Origin of the sequence: Candidatus Fukatsuia anoeciicola (genome assembly GCF_964059965.1) — a bacterium.
GTDB classification, from domain to species: domain Bacteria; phylum Pseudomonadota; class Gammaproteobacteria; order Enterobacterales; family Enterobacteriaceae; genus Fukatsuia; species Fukatsuia anoeciicola.
The window spans coordinates 850,076-870,465 of the sequence record NZ_OZ060923.1; the positions used below are offsets into that span (position 1 = coordinate 850,076).

General features: G+C 23.8%; 11 protein-coding genes. 2 read left to right on the forward strand and 9 right to left on the reverse strand.

Features of this window, described 5'->3' with window-relative positions:
- Positions 1–223: 223 nt before the first annotated feature.
- From AB4W73_RS02715 to hha, 5 genes are all read right to left on the reverse strand, one after another.
- Positions 224–535, reverse strand: coding sequence for a YbaB/EbfC family nucleoid-associated protein (locus tag AB4W73_RS02715; protein ID WP_367680310.1), 312 nt, complete (start codon positions 533–535; stop codon positions 224–226).
- 83 nt (positions 536–618) lie between these two features.
- The gene (dnaX, locus tag AB4W73_RS02720) at positions 619–2,490 is read right to left on the reverse strand and encodes a DNA polymerase III subunit gamma/tau (protein WP_367680311.1); all 1,872 of its coding nucleotides are present in this window, start codon (positions 2,488–2,490) and stop codon (positions 619–621) included.
- 967 nt (positions 2,491–3,457) lie between these two features.
- Positions 3,458–4,894 carry a bifunctional D-glycero-beta-D-manno-heptose-7-phosphate kinase/D-glycero-beta-D-manno-heptose 1-phosphate adenylyltransferase HldE gene (gene hldE / locus AB4W73_RS02725; RefSeq protein WP_367680312.1) on the reverse strand — a complete coding sequence of 479 codons (1,437 nt, stop codon included), beginning with the start codon at positions 4,892–4,894 and terminating at the stop codon, positions 3,458–3,460.
- Between the two features lie 2,414 nt (positions 4,895–7,308).
- The gene (tsaE, locus tag AB4W73_RS02730) at positions 7,309–7,797 is read right to left on the reverse strand and encodes a tRNA (adenosine(37)-N6)-threonylcarbamoyltransferase complex ATPase subunit type 1 TsaE (RefSeq protein ID WP_367680313.1); all 489 of its coding nucleotides are present in this window, start codon (positions 7,795–7,797) and stop codon (positions 7,309–7,311) included.
- A 120-nt stretch (positions 7,798–7,917) separates the two neighbouring features.
- Positions 7,918–8,121, reverse strand: coding sequence for a hemolysin expression modulator Hha (gene hha, locus AB4W73_RS02735; protein WP_367680314.1), 204 nt, complete (start codon positions 8,119–8,121; stop codon positions 7,918–7,920).
- Positions 8,122–10,794: 2,673 nt separating this feature from the next.
- Here hha and AB4W73_RS02740 point away from each other — a divergent pair.
- Entirely contained in the window at positions 10,795–10,971 is a 177-nt protein-coding gene (locus tag AB4W73_RS02740) for a hypothetical protein (protein ID WP_367680315.1), read from the forward strand.
- 1,688 nt (positions 10,972–12,659) lie between these two features.
- Positions 12,660–13,664, forward strand: coding sequence for a Holliday junction branch migration DNA helicase RuvB (gene ruvB / locus AB4W73_RS02745; RefSeq protein ID WP_367680316.1), 1,005 nt, complete (start codon positions 12,660–12,662; stop codon positions 13,662–13,664).
- A 617-nt stretch (positions 13,665–14,281) separates the two neighbouring features.
- Here the strand turns inward: ruvB and pyrB are convergent.
- The 4 genes from pyrB to lptC form a co-directional block, all read right to left on the reverse strand.
- A complete protein-coding gene (pyrB, locus tag AB4W73_RS02750) occupies positions 14,282–15,202 on the reverse strand; it encodes an aspartate carbamoyltransferase (RefSeq protein ID WP_367680317.1) in 921 nt (306 codons plus the stop codon).
- Positions 15,203–18,479: 3,277 nt separating this feature from the next.
- Entirely contained in the window at positions 18,480–19,205 is a 726-nt protein-coding gene (gene lptB / locus AB4W73_RS02755) for an LPS export ABC transporter ATP-binding protein (RefSeq protein WP_367680318.1), read from the reverse strand.
- Positions 19,206–19,211: 6 nt separating this feature from the next.
- The gene (gene lptA / locus AB4W73_RS02760; RefSeq protein ID WP_367680319.1) at positions 19,212–19,772 is read right to left on the reverse strand and encodes a lipopolysaccharide transport periplasmic protein LptA; all 561 of its coding nucleotides are present in this window, start codon (positions 19,770–19,772) and stop codon (positions 19,212–19,214) included.
- Positions 19,756–20,376 (reverse strand): LPS export ABC transporter periplasmic protein LptC, encoded by a 621-nt coding sequence (gene lptC, locus AB4W73_RS02765; protein ID WP_367680320.1) that lies wholly within the window; start codon positions 20,374–20,376, stop codon positions 19,756–19,758. Before lptC ends, lptA begins: the two co-directional genes overlap by 17 nt.
- Between the last annotated feature and the right edge of the window lie 14 nt (positions 20,377–20,390).

Consider the following 20,390-nt stretch of genomic DNA (forward strand, 5'->3'; position numbering starts at 1 on the left):
TAAATTAGCATAATAATATAACTAGTTTCTTTAGTGTAAATATGGTAACTATTATAATAATTAATCTTAGATACATCATCTCTATCAATGACTAAACTAATTACATATTACTACAATTACTATTGTAATAAATAGAAAACTATTTATTATACTAATCTTAAATCTATATTAGATAATAAATGAGATATTTCTATTAAGAGTTTAAGGTAAATAGAGATTAGAATTAAAATGGTATTTGCATACCTGGAGGTAATGAAATTTCATTAACTACAGATGCCATTTTCTTTTTTTGCAATACTGTAAGACGTTTCACTGCATCGTTATATGCAGCTGCTATTAATTCTTCTAATATTTGCTGGCCATCATTCATTAGGCTTAAATCAATTTCAACCCGTTTACAGCTATAGGCTCCATTTAGGGTTACTTTTATTAAGCCCGCTCCTGACTCACCAATTACTTCTAATTTAGCAAATTTTTCTTGCACTTTTTGCATATTATCTTGCATTTTTTGAGCTTGTTCTAGGATATTTAACATATTAATTTCTCGTCGTTAGGTTATAAGCCTTTACTATGTTGATCGTAGAAGTTATAAAGTACTTTGTAAGCTTAGCTAAATAATTAAATTGGCATAATACTTTTTTCATCTAGTTCAGCATCAAAAAAATAATATAACCTTTGAATGTTATTATCTGCTAAAATTAATTGACGCGCTTGCGCTAGTTTTTCTACGTAAATAGCTTGATACCATTCTGATGGAGTAAGTTGTGATATATTATCATCTTCAATTACCTCTAGTTTAATTTCTTTACCATATAAAGTACTAAGAGCATTAGCTAAAATTTTTTGTGTTGATAAAGAGTTTAAATGGTGCTGTGTAGAACGTAAGTGAAGACAAATATTCTCAGGCGTAATTTCTTGTTTAAACGTATTTAATGCTAATTGTTGCGCTATTTTAGGTATAGTTAATTTATTTAACTCCTTAGTCCAGGGATCCCGAATAATAGCTTCTTGTTTTAATTTTTGCATTAGTTCAGGATTTTCTTTATTTTGTAATGTATTACGTAAAATTTGTAGTATCGTTACTGATTTTTTAGTAATTGGTTGTATCTTTACCTGTAAATGACAAGTATTTTTTGTATTTATCTCATTTTTTTTAACTAGTATAGTTTTTTTAACTGATAATTTTTGCTTAGCTAATAAATTTTTTTTTTGTTGAAATAACTGTGTTTGTGCTTGTAATAACTGAGCCGTAACAGTAGAAGGAATAGATTCTTTTTTGTTATTAGTATTATCTACAGTATTAATCATAGAACTTACAAGTGGTGGAGTAGCATTAATCTTTTTTTGTGGCCTGCTCAATAATTGTATTTGAGATTCCGAGATAGGTATTTGTGGATGAAATGCCAATGCGCGTAGTAAGGTCATTTCTACCCCCATACGTTTATCTGGGGCGTAAGACAATTCTTTACGCCCAATAAGTAGTATTTGGTAATAAAGCTGAATATCAATTGGAGGAAGTATTTTTGCTAGTTTATGTAAACGTTGTTCTATTAGTGTATCCTGATTATTTAATGAGCTATTAAAGATTGTAGGTAACAATTGTATCATAGCAATACGATGTAATAGCGTTAACATCTCAACAAGGAGATTTTCCCAGTCAATACCCCCCTGCAATGCTAATTCTTCTATCTGAGCCATTAATGCTACACTATCAGCGCTAACTAATCCTTCAATAATGGATAATGATTGCATCCCATCTAATGTGCCAAGCATTTGATTAACAGAAACTGTAGTTATCTTACCTTGGCCAATGGCAACAGCTTGATCAGTCAGGCTTAGTGCGTCACGCATGCTACCATTTGCTGCTTTAGCTAATAACTGTATAGCATAAGAATCACTAATAATTTCTTCAACCTGTAAGATTTTTTCTAACTGAGTATAGATTTGTTGTATACTTAAAACTTTTAAATGAAATTGTAGACAACGTGAAAGAACAGTAACTGGTATTTTTTGTGCATCAGTCGTAGCAAGAATAAATTTTACGTGAGTTGGCGGTTCTTCTAGCGTTTTTAATAATGCGTTAAAGCTATGACGAGAAAGCATATGAACTTCATCAATCAGATAAACTTTAAAACGACCATGTACTGGTGCATATTGTATATTATCTAATAATACACGAGTATCTTCGACTTTAGTACGTGAAGCCGCATCAATTTCAATTAAATCAACAAAACATCCTTGTTCTATTTCTTGACAAGAAGTGCATTGCCTGCAAGGAGTTGAAGTTATTGCTTGTTTGCAGTTTAGTCCTTTAGCTAACAAGCGAGCAATTGATGTTTTTCCAATACCACGTATACCAGATAAAAGATAGGCATGATGAATACGTCCTAATGAAAGACTGTTAATTAATGTCTTTAGCACGTATTGTTGACCTACCACTTCATGAAAGGTTTGTGGTCGCCACTTACGAGCGAGAACTTGGTAGCTCATTAATTTCAATAAGTCAAACAATCCAATTAATTATCTTAATACAACTTTAAGATTAATAGTTTCTATATTATCATAGATTTTTAGTTTTTTTAAAAAAAATTATAAATACTTAAACATAAAAATTTATAATATTTAATTCTATAAAATATTTTAATATTATATTATAAAATAATACTCTTATAATCTATTTTAAATAAAATTATAATAAAATGGAAAGATAATATCGTATTATTAATTTATATAAAGCGCTTTAACTTAATCTAATTTATATTTAATAAAATTTTAAATATGAAAACAAATAAGAAAGCATTAAAATCTATCTCATTTTTTTCATATTGCATCTTAAATATTCTAGTATTTATAGAATACACATTGCCCATAATAATCGCTACTTTAGGATACTTTAGTTATCAAATCTTATACTATAAGGCATAGAAAATATTGTTATTAACATTATAATTAAAAGCATCTAATTAATAATATCTCTTAGTGATGTTTAGCAAATTAGTACGTATTCTAGTTACTAAAATGTAAATCATAGAGTCTATACTAAATTTTATAACAAAAATTTAATATACCTTAATATATAATAGATACTTCTAATACTTTTGCTAGATGTTAAGTACCCTGTATTAATAAGTATTAGAATAGTTCTCTATACTAAGAGTGCAATACCATTCTATCTATTTAGTAATAATTTTATTAAATGCTAAGTGATGTTTGATTTATTTAACTTACTACTTCAGATTACTATTTCCTATACTAAAGTGTATTGTTGTTTATATATAAGCTAGAGCTTATTTTTTAATAGCTAATACATGTTAATAAAATATAAATAGATAAATAATTTTGATGTTATGCAGAAATGAATTATTTATATATTAAGTGTTAAGCTATAAGATTTTAATTATATAATTTAGATGCGTAGTAATTTTTTATAAAAGTTTATTGATAAAGAATTTTTATTTTAATTATCAGAGTCTTTTATTATTGTAATAATATTACTAGTAGAAATACCATCTTTAAAATTTAATATTTTAACTTCGCCACCAGCTTTATATACTTCTTCGCTACCAGTAATTTCGTGTGCTTGGTAGTCTCCACCTTTTACTAATAAATCTGGTAAAATATCACTAATTAATCGCTGTGGTGTATTTTCTTCAAAAGATACCACCCAATCAACAACTTCTAATGCCGCAAGTACCATCATACGTTGTTCTAAAGGATTTACTGGACGAGTAGGACCTTTAAGGAGTTGTGTTGAGGCATCACTATTGACTGCTACAATTAAGCGATCACCTAATTTACGCGCATTAGTTAAATAAGAAACATGCCCAGCATGAAGAATATCAAAACATCCATTTGTCATTACAATTTTTTCACCGTTATGACGTGCTTGCTTAATTGCAACTTTTAGCTGTTGCTCACTAACTACACCAAAGCGGGTTTTAGCTCGATTTAGAATAGCATTTTTTAATTGAATAGGTGAAACTATTGATGTTCCTAATTTTCCCACGACTATTCCTGCCGCAGCATTTGCTAAAAAGCAGGACTCCTCTAAAGAGTTACCTACTGCTAAAGCAGCAGCCAAAACACCAATCACTGTATCACCAGCACCAGTTACATCAAATACATCTTGTGCTTGAACAGGAAAGTGTAATGGTTGTTTATTCTCTTGTAATAATGTCATTCCTTGTTCAGATCGTGTTACTAACAAAGCGGTAATTGCAAAATTTTTTATTAATTCTATACCGCGAATAATAATTTCATTTTCATCTTTACAATGACCAACGACAGATTCAAATTCGGATAAATTTGGTGTTAATAGAGTCGCACCACGATATTTTTGAAAATAACTTCCTTTCGGATCAATCAAAACAGGAATATTTTTCTTTCGTGCTAATTGGATTATGCGTTGAATATCATTTAATGTACCTTTAGCATAATCAGATAATACTAACACTTGAGCACTAGATAATCCTTGTTTAATAATCGTAAATAATGATTGCGAATCAATGTTGCTAAAGCTTTCTTCAAAATCTAAACGAATAAGTTGTTGATAACGTGAAAGTACGCGAAGTTTAGTATTAGTAAGATGATTAGGTAGAGCAATAAAATTGCATGCTACATTAGCATCCTTTAATTTATTCTTTAGTACTTCTGCTTCTTTATCAGCGCCTGTTAAGCCAATCACGCGAGAAAAAGCACCAAGAGCAGCGATATTAACCGCTACATTAGCAGCCCCACCTGGACGTTCTTCAATGCTATTTGTGCCTATTTTTACAATAGGTACCGGTGCTTCTGGTGAAATACGATTTGTTGATCCATACCAATAGCGATCTAATATAAGATCACCAACTACTAATACATTGCCACGATTAAAATGAGGTAGAGTAATCTTCAAATTTTGACCCCTAAAACTAATATTACTTAACTCCTTATAATACGAATAATTATTTATTATATAAATAAATTAAAATAAAAAGTAATAATTTATATTAATTATATTTTAATATACAAACATAAATTATATTTTAAAATTTTACTTAGTAGTCTAAAAATAATAATTAATATAGAATTTTATCTAGCTTATTTTCTTAATGATTAAGGTATTTATCTATTATAGTAGTAGATTTTATCCTAATAATTTTTATGCAAAATACTTACTTGTATATTACTATGTAACCTTAGGATAAGTTTTTAATTTTATAAAATAAGACATTAGGTCTTATCATTACAAACTAAATTTCTCTTTAAAATTTATAAAAAATATTTATTAGTAATAATTTTATAATTTAACGTGTAAAGGATAAATTATCCAGCCATGTACAATACTAAAATTACTTACCTATTAAATTTACTAACATAGTTAGCTTTATAAGAAGTTATAGATATGCATAAATAGTAATATATACCACTATAAAAATGCTAGTCTAAAACAAATATACTAAACTATTTAAATGTTACTTAATACGTATAGAGTTATTACTAAATAAATATACTAATATTAATTATTTTTATCAATAAAAGTCATTATGTATATAATATCTACTATCTTATATAAGAATAAATTATTTCTATATTACACATTAAGCAATAAGATCTATACTATACTTAACTAATAGATAAGTATAAATAAATAATAATAGTTAAAAACTCATATTATATTTAGATAATTATTTATTAATAATCCTTAAATATCTACGATATTATCATAGTTATTTTTGTTAGCTAAAACTATAGAATAAGTAATAATTATGTATTAAAAAATAATATACAGTATCAGAATATACTTATTAACATTACTAAATACTATTTAAACCGATAAAAACACAAAAAGTTTTATTTAAAAAAACATATCTTAAAAACTAAGCAATCGTTAATAAAAAAGTAAAGCAGTTATCTATATAATTTTTATCAATAAAAGATAATCTAATTTTAGATTACTCAAGGACTTTATGTATAAATATCTATTACAATTAAAATTGTAATAGATATAGATTACTAGAACTAGTAAAATTTACTTAAATATAATATTACTTAAAAAATAAAATAGATTCTTTAATACTAAAAGATAACTTAATAATAAGTTATTTACTTAGCATGTGTTAAGTAAAAATACTATTAGTATAATTAAATAATCTAAAATTATATTAGATTATTACTAAAATAGATAATAGTTTAAATTAAGATATAATCTGACTATAGTAATTTATAGCATGAAAATTAGATAAATAAGAGTTTTTAAAGATGTTTAGTGTATTTATTTAAGAATGTTTAATTACAGGATTTGCTATAAATCTTAAATGCTAGTCGTTTAGCTATTACAAAATAGCTAAAGTATATTAAAATATAATACTACAAATATTTAGTGATTAATGCTTGTATTATAATAAATTAAGGATAATCTACATATTTATACATTAATTTATCATTATAATTAATATTAATAATATCAAAGTATGCTGTAAGAATATCTTAACTACTTTGTTGGTGTAACTAAGTTAGATCTTTTCATGCACATATATACATGATACACTAACTTATTTTAAAATAAATCTAATACTAAGAACGCGCTACTTGTCCTTAAGTAATTTAATTAGTGAACTACTACTATACTAACTAAATTAGTATAGTATATTTTTGCTAATTTATATTAAATTCTGTCTAAAATCTACCATTTTGCTAATATTTTATTAAAAAACTATTATAATTAGAGATTTTTAATTTTTAGTTAGTAAAACTTATTATAGTACATTAAAATAATTACATAAATCTAATAAATTACTTGATTAATTTTACCATAGTATCTATTACTTGTTAGTAATAGATACTATATTTTATTATTATTAAAGTTAGTTTTTAATAATAAAGAAATATTAGATTGATATAATCTAGTAAGAATAACGTATTTAGATTTAATTTTATGAATATAATAATATCTCTTAATTTACATAGTATTATACCTATTAATATAACTAACTCATTAAAAATAACAAAAAAATTAAAATTTAATACTATTTTTAATTGTAGTTAATTAAAAAACTTAAGTAAGATACTCTTGTAATTAAGTAATTCTATCTATCTTTTATATTATTCTAGCTAATTATCTATTGTACTGTTAGTACAATTAACTAGGATTTTATAATAAAAAAATTATATAATAAGTATTAATCAAAATTCATCATTACTTTACTTTAAGTAATTTTATTATTAACTTTAATATCAATTAATTAATTAATTAATATTATCTAAGAAAAAGTAAAATAATTAAAATATAAAACTAGTAATAAATAAAAGAAAAATATTCTAAACGAACTAAATATTATTAACTAAATAATGTAACTCAGTAATTATATGCTGTAATAGTTCAACACCATATTTAGAATAAGCTACTAATTGGACTTGACGCCCCTGCTGATAATAAGCTAAATAAAGTTTAATATCTGCTTTAGGTAAAAAATTAATCCATTTTTCTGGCCATTCTACTAAACATATAGCCTGTTGATCAAAATAATCATGGATACCAATAAATTCTAATTCTTCTTCTCTAGTTAGACGATACAGGTCAAAATGATAAACTATTCTTGGTACTAAAAAATAAGATTCAACTAAAGTATAAGTAGGGCTTTTTACATTACCACAATAACCTAAGGCACGAAGAAAACCACGACTAAAAGTGGTTTTTCCGCTACCTAATTCACCAAAAAGATAAATAATACTAGCACTATTACAAAAAGATGCTAAAATAGAACCTAAATTAATTGTAGCAACTTCATCAGGTAAAAATAAAACCTGTTTTTTCATGCTATAAAACCTATCATAATTTTTATGAGTTTAATAAAATATACCATATTTTATTAAAGTAATTAACTACTGTAAGTAGAATACCTATACTTTCAATATAACTCAATAAAATTTTGTACATCATCTAACATATTTCCACATTGAAGATGGAACCTTATCAAAAAATTTATTCGCGATAACTTCTGCTAATCTATGATCCGCAGCAGAATTAAATAATTCTAGCTCATCAATAGAAAGTTCATACCTATTTTTTTCAATTACTCTCTCTAAAGTAGCAAGAGTCCTACATTTTCTTAAACGCATTAAATAATCTGTTTTTGTCATAATAAATAATCTTCTAAATATACAAATAAATATAGGATAACAATTTCTTAAGTTTAATCATGGCATAATTATATTTCTCTAAATCCTATTCATAATTTATTATATTTATTAATACTTTATCAAAAATATACTTAGAATAACATTTATTAACTCTATGTAAAATTTTATTTATTTTATCTTATCTAAGTATAGTTCATAATCATTTAAAATAAATCATAAAAGAAGTTATTTTTAAATTTATAATACAAAATAGCATATTTACTTAAGCTACTAAACGTACTAGAAGAAGTAAAAATTATTACCTAGAAATATTATTATATTAAGAATTTTTATATAAGAAAAATAATTGAATAAAATAGCCATTTTTGATAAGAATTTTATATCATCTAATCCATTATGTTTTTTATTAATTAATATCTAAATAAAGCAATAAATAAAGATACTAAAGAAAAAAATTCGTTGTTTAATTGATACTCGATACAGTTTAACTTAAAAATAATAAAATATTTAATATAGTAGATAAGTATAAATAAATAATAATAGTTCAAAACTTAGATTATGTTTAAATGATTATTTATTAATAATCTTTAAGTATCTATAAAAGTATTACAGTTATTTTTCTGTTAACTAAAACTATAAGATAAATAATAATTATATATTAAAAAGTAATATACAGTATTAGTGTATACTTATTAATACTACTAAATACTATTTAAACTGATCAAAACATAAAAAATTTTATTTAGAAAAAATATACCTTAAAAAAACTAAGCAATCATTAATAAAAAGTAAAACAGTTACTTATATAAGTATTTTTAATAAAAAATATTATGATTTTAGATTACTCAAGAACTTTATATACAAATATACATCATTATTAAAATAGTAATATATATAGATTATTTAGAACTATTAAAATTTATTTAAACTTAATACTACTTAAAAAATAAAGAAAAAAATTTTAGCATCAAAAGATAACATAATAATTATAAGTTATCAAGCTAGCATGCATTAAACAAAATGCTATTAGCATAATTAAATAATCTAATTATATTAAATTTTACTAAAATAAGTAATAATGGTTTTTAAATTAAGATATAATCTAACTATAGTGATTTATAGCATTAAAATTAGATAAATGGGAGTTTTTAAAGAAGTATAATTAATAAATTAATTTCTAATATAGCAAGTTATCAAACCTTATAAACTTTTACTGAAATACTTACCTAAATTATCCCATATACATCATTATATATTGAGCGTTACCATTTATTAATAATAGATTACAGTCAATACATTGTCGTATTATTTGTACCATGTTAGAATTATAAATAAATAAGAATGCTAAATTTAAAAAATTAGCACGAACCCTGTAGGTGATATGTTAGGTGAACATTATCTATGTAACATAATATCTATCATGAGGTAACGGTACTTGATGGCACAAGATTTTTCTTATCATTATTTTTGATTAATAAATAGGAAAATTAGGAAGCACCTAATAATTCTAAATTTTTTTATAGTAATGCGTTCATTATACTAAATTGCATTTATCAATATATATTAACATGTTGTAGTTGAATTAATATAAAAATAGTAGACTAGGTTCCTAGTTTTAATAGTTCCCTATAAGAACCCAAAATTCTTCTTACTCGCCTGCCTATATTTTATTAAATAACACGACTAGCATATCAGTAATTATACTTACTGATATTACAGTACGTAATATATAAAAGATTACTAACACTATAGTTCTATTGATTGATAAACTTACAACATTATTTTGATGCGTATACGTGTATTGTAGAATGAAGAGAAGGTAATACTGTTGTAATTCTTCTTTACTTAATCAAACATCTGGTAGTGTCAATACTTTAGTGCTAGATTATTAATTAAATGTATGATAAAAAATTACTAATGATAGAAGATTTACATAATAAATTTAATAATACAAATCTTACAAGTTTAGTTATTGATTCTCGCTTTAATAAAACTAATTTAGAATTAATAATAAATTATTCATTTACTATCACGGGTCTTAAAAAGTTATTGCATTAATATAGATATAATTAGATTGAATTACCCACTTTTGTCTATTAAAGGCTAGTTAGATATTTTGAACCAATAGATAATCTATTGTTATAATACAGCGTATTATCATCTGTATTATGTTTATAAAAAGTACAAAAATTTTTACATATTTAGCAGGTTCGCTAATTACCTTATAAGATCTTGATAGCAAGATCTATATTATTCGTACAGAAGATAACTTAAAAATTATAATAATGTAGTATTTTATACTTTTAAAAATTTAGGTTGAAGTAAGCTTTAAATAAAAACTTCGTTAATTAGTTAAATTAAAAATGATAAAAAATCATATACGATAAAAATAAATTAAATAAAGAACATGCTGATTACAAAAATTATTGATATTAGAAAATAAATTAAATAACTTTTTAAAAAAGAAATTTAAATTGATGATATTAAATATAGTAATAAGCGTATATCTTATTTAACCAAATGGAAAGCAACTAAGAAAATAAATAAGTATAGTATTCTTTCTAAATTTATAACTTTAGTTTTATCTAAAAAATTCTGGGCACCACGTAATCTCAAAAGATATAAGATTGACCCAAATATTTAGTTATAAAATTAATGATAGCTTTTATTCTTATGTTCACGGTAAAAATAACTAACCTATGGTACTTGTTAAGTTCTACAGATCATAATTATTCATTTAATACGTTGGCATTAATTATCTCTCATGGCCAAGGAAAATTACTTACTAGTAAATTTATTTTACCTCTTAGAACTATTAATAAATATTTACTTATGGCTGATAATAATTAAAAAATTATTGATAGCTTTTAATTTAATTTATGGTTTTATTTTTAGATTTAGTAATTTTATTACTAGAAATTGAATAGTAAAGCATTGATTATATTGTTAGAAAATACTCAAGTATTACAATTATTAAAAATTTATAATTTTAATTATATACTAATAATTAGTATTACTGGATATATGCTAGTATTTATAACTATTGATTAGCCTATTTTATTTAAGAAGAAAGGGAATAAAATTATATTTACTTAATTGAAACAAGTAGTAACTAGTGTAGATTAATTAATGTAATTATTAATGTTATCGTCTGAGACATAGATTATCTATATCGTGTAAATATAAATTAATATTATCACTAAAAGAATTATGAAAATTTTACGATAAATGTGAATATAAAGGTTATTCATTACTCCATAGCTTAATGCGGGTTAATTAAGTTCATGTCTTAGGTAAATTATCCTGATATACTAGGAACTCCTATTCAAAATTATAATATTAGAAATAGCCAATAGATTTTTACTAATCTAACTTTATTAATCTTATTAATGCTTGGTATATTAAGAATTTTAGATATAAGATTCTATTAATCTAAATAAATTTAACATTATTCATCATGTATATCCACACTTATAAATTAGTTTTTACCTTAAATTAAAATACGCCTTCATCTTTTAAATACTAATTTAAAATTATTTAGATTATAGAAAAAATTATTAGTAGCAAGATTAATATCAATTATATTTTTTTACTTTTCTTATTATAAATTTCTTTTATTAATTCTTATTAATATTATAACTTCCTATTTAGATGATAAAGGTATATCACTAATTATTAATTAACCTTTAATTATTGCTAAATTATTTTTAGGTTGGTTTGGGAGCAATGCTATTTAAATGGATCTTAGCAAAACTACTGGTTACTACTAACTTACTTTATTGTTAATTAATAAATAATAAAAACTATAAAATAGTTGCTAAATAAATAGAAGTAAAATACTAACAACTATATAAAAATAACTATAATTAATTATTAAGCAGAGTAAGCCATATATAACTATTGTTGACTAGCATGTCATTATTAGTCATTAATAAGTGTATAATAATAAAAAACTAATACTAAAGATTTAAGAAATTATAAATATAATAATAAGTTAAATATAAGCTAAAAATTATGATAATAAATATTACAAATAGGTTTCCATAAATTTATCTATTATTAGGTCATAGGTTAGATTAATAATTTAGGTTTGGTAGAAATATGTAATTTATTTTTATATAATAAAAAAGTGAATAAACATGAATATGTTTAACTTATTTTTAATAAATTACTTATAAAGTAATAGCAAATATAAAGATATATTGAATAAGTTTTTGTACCTAATTTTTATTAGCACTTATATACTATAAGAGGAAACTTTTTAAAAAATTATTTATCTTAATCTTATTATAATTCAAAGCAGATAGTAAATATACTACTTAACTTAATTAATTTACTAACTAAAATCATTTGCAAGTTTTTTATAAAACTTACTATGTGCTATAAATTATGCATTACAGAACACTTATAATCTTTATGTAATAGAGTATGTATAATTCTTACTGTGTTACTATAAATATTTTAATTCGATTTACTATAATAAATGACGATTTATAATAAGTTTAATTCTATGTACAATATAAGAAATAAGGTAAAAAATGATCGAAGTAGATCGCTTAATTACAGCTAGTGTAGTAAATAATGAAGAAATTATTAATAGGACAATACGCCCTAAATTTTTAACTGAATACATTGGACAATCACATGTTAAAGAACAAATGGAAATTTTTATTCAAGCAGCGAGGCAGCGCAATGATGCTTTAGATCATTTATTAATATTTGGTCCTCCAGGTTTAGGTAAAACTACATTAGCTAATATTGTAGCTAACGAGATGAAAGTTAATCTTCGTACTACTTCGGGGCCAGTATTAGAAAAAGCAGGTGATTTAGCTGCTATACTCACTAATCTAGAACCATATGATATACTTTTTATTGATGAAATTCATCGCTTACCCCCGATAGTAGAAGAAATTTTATATCCAGTAATGGAAAATTATCAGCTAGATATTATGATTGGCGAAGGTCCAGCTGCACGCTCAATTAAGATAGATTTACCTCCATTTACATTAATTGGGGCGACGACCAGAGCAGGTTCACTAACTTCGCCATTACGTGATCGATTTGGTATTGTACAACGACTTGAATTTTATCAAGTTACTGATTTAGAACATATTCTTATTCGTAGCGCCTGTTATTTAAAATTAAAATTAAGTTTAGAAGGAGCGTATCAGTTAGCACGACGTTCTAGAGGCACACCACGTATTGCTAACCGTTTATTACGTCGTGTTCGTGATTTTGCTGAAGTCAAAGTTAATGGTGTAATTGACGGTGATGTAGCAACTAAAGCACTAGATATGCTTAATATCGATATAGAAGGTTTCGACTATATGGATCAAAAGTTATTATTAGCAATTATTAATAAATTTATGGGTGGACCTGTAGGGGTGGATAATTTAGCAGCAGCAATCGGTGAAGAACGTGAAGCTATTGAAGACGTACTAGAACCATATCTTATCCAACAAGGATTTATCCAGAGAACTCCTCGTGGCAGAATAGCTACTAATCATGCTTATCAGCACTTTGGTCTTATATATACAAAATAGTTATAAAAAAATTTTTATATACTTTAGTTTATTATATAAAATAAGGTAACTATTATAAAAAATTACTATATAGTATATACTAATATATAAGAATTATTAGACTAAGTAATGCTAAAAAATTTGTTATACATAGCTTTATAGCAAATAGTAAATCTTTAAGAAGTATGATGAGTAAGTTATCAAGTTTACATAATAAAAAATTCAATTTTCTATTTATGTATTTTTAGATAATATATAGTTTTAATTATGATCTAGGGATATAAAAATAGAATATTATTCTAGATAAAAAATTAGTAACTAATATTAATTGCAGAAAATTATTAAATTTTTAATGAAAATTATTATTTTTCTAAAATTAATAAGGGTAATTTTATTTTTTAATAATAGTTTTAATATTTTAGGTAATTGATAAATTTGTGTAATTATATTATCTGAGTTATTTCTGGTATTATAATTAATTAATAGCTAGCTATAAGCTAATAACGATATTACTTAGATTAACTCTTAGATATAAAAAATTAATATTTTAAGTAATTTATTAGATATGATAATGCGTTACAATGATATATTTATTCGTAATAGATAAATAGAGAAAGGATAAGTTTGTTATTATAATATTAATTAGTATTTAATACTAATGCTAGTATCGCTTGCCGAACAAAAATACCATTACCTGCTTGTTGAAAATAATAAGCATAAGGTGTTTTATCTACATTAATACTAATTTCCCCCATGCGAGGTAATGGATGCAATATTTTAAAGTTATGACGTACTGTAATAAGATCAGATGCTTGTAACATGAATGGAATTTTAACGTTAGCGTGTTCTAATTTACTTAAACGTTCTTGCTGTATGCGGGTTATATATAGTATATCTAACTGCGGTAGTATTTCTCTAAGGTGAGTATGCAAACTATAAGTAATTCCTTTTTCATCTAACATTTTCAAAATATTATTAGGCATTACTAATGTCTCTGTAGCAACAAAAAAAAGACGATTATTACAGAATTTTGCTAGAGCCTGTGTAAGAGAATGTACTGCACGACTGTATTTTAAATCTCCTACTATAGCAATATCTAGGTTATCTAAACGCGCTTGTGTTTCTTTAATAGTAAATAAATCTAGCAAAGTTTGGGTCGGGTGTTGGTTGGAGCCATCACCTGCATTTATAATGGGTATGCCATTAGAATATTCTATTACTAAATGCGCACTACCCTCTTGAGGATGACGAATCACAATTGCATCAACATATGTACAAATAATACGCAAAGTATCAATAATTGTTTCTCCTTTATCTAAAGAGGTATTATTGCTGGGAAAACTAAGTACAGAACCCCCTAAACGATAAATAGCGGTTTCAAATGATAAACGCGTACGAGTAGAAGCTTCAAAAAAACAATTAGCAATAATATTATGTTTTAATAAATTAGGCTGCGGTTTATTTTTTAGTTCTTCTGCAACATAAATTATTAATTCTAGCTCTGCACGGCTTAAATCTTGTATTGAAATAATATTTTTGTGATATAGCGGATTAATCACTCTCTATTTTCCTCTATTTTGATTTAAATGTTAATTATTAATCTAAAACAAGTAAAATACATATAGTTTTTAATCTTATTAAAACTAGAATTAAATAATTCGATAACTATTTCTAATATTTTAATTTTTATCTAGGTTCTTAACCTTAATATTAATCTTAATCTTACTATTATTAGTTAAATCTAACATTAAGACTAATAGGACAATATTAGTCTTAATGTTAGTAATGACTTTGTCGTTAAACGTGCTTCATAATATAATTTATGACTTAAACTTTATATATAGTTAAATAATTTTATTGTAGATCTAGTATTTATCTCTAGTTTATTTTTTATTTTTATTTTTTTATCATTATTATTTATGTTTTTTAAAACACGATAACGTAACCACATGTACTTTTCTAGAAATAAAAATAATCTATTAACTAATTATTAATATAGACTGAATAATATCCCTGCCGGTATAATTAATAACTATAGTTAAATAATACGATTATTTGTTTTAAACATTAGCAGATATATCTTTGGATACCGTGGTTTGATAAATAAAATTACATAACTCAACATGACGTGCTAAAAAGTAACCACAGATTTATCTAGCCTATTTATTAAGTGTAGTTTTAGATCTTAGTATAGATTAAATAAAAAATCCACGTTGAAAATATAATCTATATTAATTAGTCAACTATATTTAAAACTAAATAATTTAAAAACAATAGTAAATTTACGTCACGTTTATTAATTAAGCGAATATATAGTATATTAATTATCTTATATACTAACATTTAAGGGTATTAATTACTACATTAACTCGTAAATACAAAGATTTAGTGACGTACTTCTTTAGTAATTACATTTTTCTAAGAATAGATATTTATTTATTAGCAGGTAGATATATTCTACTTCTAAGGATGAATTTCTACCTAATATTTAATACTAGCATTATATATTACTATAATGTTAGGTAAGTTTCTTATTATATGCATTTAAAAATAGTAGTTATGGGAAAAAATTTGCAGGTAGTTATTTTATTATAGATTTAAATATTTTAGGTGATTTAGATATATTGCGTACATCAATATTTACACAGTAAGTTTTTCTTTCAATATATTTATATGAATTATAGCAGTAATATTACAGATAAGTTATCAATATAATAAAATCTTATATCTTCTAACACACGTAAAACTAAAGATCTTCCTATAAACTAAAATGACTACTAATAATAACAAGTACCATGCGATAATGTCCCCATTGTAAAACTTTTACTGAGATAGTTCGATAATAATTTAGCAAAACTTTTTATTACTTTTAATTATACATAAATTGTAACATATAACTATGTTTGCTAATTTATTAATTACTAATGATAATACATGTAAGTAAATTTTTTTATATTGGTTTACCTGTACTAGAAAAATAAATAATAGATTGATAGATTAATTATTAATAACTTCTAAAATAATAGATTAATTAGATAAATAAATACACTAATAGCACTTAATATGCTTTCTTTTTATTTTTTTGTATAAATGGTAATATCATTACTAGTTTCTATCTTACCTAATTTTTCATGTGTTAATAATATATTAAAGATAACCTATATTTTAGGCCTAATTATTTAGTACTAGCTCATCAATAGTTTCTAAAACTTACTTTTACTTGAATACTTTTCAGTATTTTAGATCTTAATATATTTAATATTAAGTACTGAATATAGCTATATTTGTGTGGTTATTAATTATTTTATCTTTTACTTAAGTACTATCTCATCTTAATATTGTATTTTACATGTAAAATTAGTTAAATTATTAAGTCTATTAAGAGATATAAAATTAATTACTATAAACATCGTTTATAGTAATCTTAAATAGGTTCTTAATATTTTTAATTTATTTTTATGCTTTTAAGCTAAAATATTAGTTTGTCTATTAGCGCGTTAATTATTACATAAATGTCTTTCTATTATTAGTAGCGCATAAATTTTCCTTTACATATACTCTTTCCTTTAATATATGTTGTATTTTTATATGCTTATGGTTACGTATATTTACTAAATATAATCTGAATATATTCAAATTTATCTAATTTATAAGTTTTATAGTGTAAAATTATACACTAAATTATTAATCTTTATATTAAACTAGATTACATTAAACTATATACTATTTTCTTCTTAGCTTAATTAAATTAACTATTTATATCAATTTAATAAAATATAAAATAATAATATCTATATATTTAAATAATATACCTAACTATAATATTTATTCATATACTACAGAGTTAATTTTTTATTATTAAATAATTAGCAGAATTAACTGCTATTATTAATTTTTTTATTAATACTTATTATTATCGTTAAGTATACTACTATTTATATTAGCATGGTATTAATTAATTTTAGCATGACTAATTATAAATATTTAATGCTGCTAACTAGATACTAGTTATTTATGTATGATAGAAATTTAAAATTATACACTTAAATATACCATTATTAATCAAATAACTTAAATATAAATTCAAAGATTAAATTAGGATAATTTATTTTTTAAATACTATTTCTTTAGTAGATTCAAACAAATTATATTACGAAAATTACAATTACATAAATTATCTAATAAATTAAAATAATTACTAATAATTAAATATATTTCGATTAGATAGATATATTTTAGTGAACTATAATAATTATGCGATTAAATACTAATATGATTTCTATTGTATTGATGATTAGTTTAGAAGTACTTTGCTGTTACGGGTATTTATCGGTATTATAATAAGATATCTAGTTTTACATGCTGTATCAATAATAGATATTAGGATAATAATGTAGATGCCTGAGAAAACAAGTATGGTCACTTATATATGAGATAATCTTAAAGATTTTAGGTAATTTGTTTTTAACAAATAACTAGATTAATATACTATAATTATTACGCATGCTTTATAAAATAATAGTACTATAAATTTATTATAGATTAAATTTAGCAGTGATTATTTAAATATTTTTAAAGAGTATTTTATATATATTATGATTGATAAAATCAATAATTTTTATGTCAGTTTTATGATAATACTTATTTACTTTAATAAAAGATTACTACAAATGTTTATTATACTTTTTATAGCTTTAAGATTATCATTAATCTCTAATCTAGATAGAGGTATAAATATTATTTTATAACGTTAGATTAATATTTCTCAAATAAATATCTAATTAAAATAGCTTATTACTTATTTTAAAGCTGATATAAATTAAAAAACTATTTAAATTAGAGGCGAAATTCAGCACCTAAATAAACCTGTTTAACCTGTTCATCTGCTAAAATTTTTTGTGGCGTACCATACGAAATAAGATGCCCCTGACTAACAATATAGGCTTTTTTACAGATGTCTAGTGTTTCACGTACATTATGATCAGTAATTAAAATACCTAAACCACTATTACGCAATTGTTTTATAATTTTTTTGATATCAATAACTGAAATAGGATCAACACCTGCAAATGGCTCGTCAAGTAAAATAAACTTAGGATTAGCTGCTAATGCCCTAGCAATTTCAACTCGACGACGTTCTCCACCAGATAATGATTGGCCTAAACTATCACGTAAATGAGAGATACGGAACTCTTCCATTAATATTTCGACTTGCTCCTTACGTTGCTGTCGTGATAGATGTTTGTGGATTTCTAATACTGCCATTAAGTTATAGTAAACATTTAGACCACGAAAAATAGAGGCCTCCTGCGGTAAATAACCAATACCACGCCGAGCACGTTCGTGCAAAGGCAGTAAACTAATATCTTCTTTATTTATAAAAATACGTCCAGCATCGAGAGGTATAATACCAACAACCATATAAAAAGTTGTTGTTTTACCAGCCCCATTAGGACCTAATAAACCTACAATTTCACCCGAGTTTACTGTTAAACTAATGTTTTTAACAATGCTACGGCCTTTATAGAATTTAGCTATACTCTGTGCGATTAAGCTTGCCATAACATTTTATTTATCCTTTTTATTATTTAGTATTTTAAATTCTTTATCTTGTAACTGAGCAGGTAGTAATATAGTAGTTACATGCTTGTCTTTATTGCTAAACGCTTCTATTTTTTGTTTATCTATTAAATAAGTAATACGATCAGCTTTAATGTTACTATCTAACTGTTTTATATAAGCATTATCTATTAATACTAGTAATTGGTTGGCAAATTCATAACGTATTTTTTGGCTATGACCACTTATTATTTTAGTATTATTCTGTATTTGATAAAAAGTAACTGGATTAGCAAAACCTTCAATTACCATTTTATTTATGTCTCCATTAGGGCAGTATGCCATAACCTTATCAGCTTTAATCTTAATAGAATTTTGTGTAATGATCACATTTTTAGTAAATAATGAAATATTGTTAGGGATATCTAATAACTGTTTATCAGATATAATATTAATTAATTGTTTATTATTATCAATTGATGCTATGGTAGATGGTAAATAGCTAGTTAAAAATAAAATTAAAAATAGGTTAATAAACAAAATATTATAACTTTTATTTTTGTATTTCATAATATGTCTTAACCTTTCCAACTAATTCAGCAACCTGACTATATAAATTTCCATGTATTTTCATACTATTAGTAAAAAAATTAATACCATATAAGGTTACTTGATTATTAGAAGAAATATCCTGATTAATTAAGTTAATTTGAGCATTATTAGTTTTAATTTTTTTTATTTGTGAATTTAATATTGAACTACTAACCTCAACATGACCGTATAGATAGAGCATTTTATTATTAGTAAGTTTAGCTTTATCAGACTTTATTATCCAACTACCCACTGCATTTTCATTAAATAGTGTCATTATAGGTTGGCTAAACCAAGTAACAGGTTGACTTGTTACGTTTATTGTTGCGTTATGAACGTAACTATTAGAATTATTATCTATATAATCATAAGCATAGTTTTGTACATTTTTTGCTATTAATTTGTAATGTATTTTACCATCTAGATGGTACACGGTAGTAACTGTCTTCTGACTTTGATAAATAGGTTGATTATTATTAATATTACTTAGTTTTTGTCGCTTATTAATGCTATAATGATAGCCAATTAATACTAAAATAGTAATAGCTAATAATAGTATTATGCTAATCTTTATTTTATTCATATCAATAATTTTTA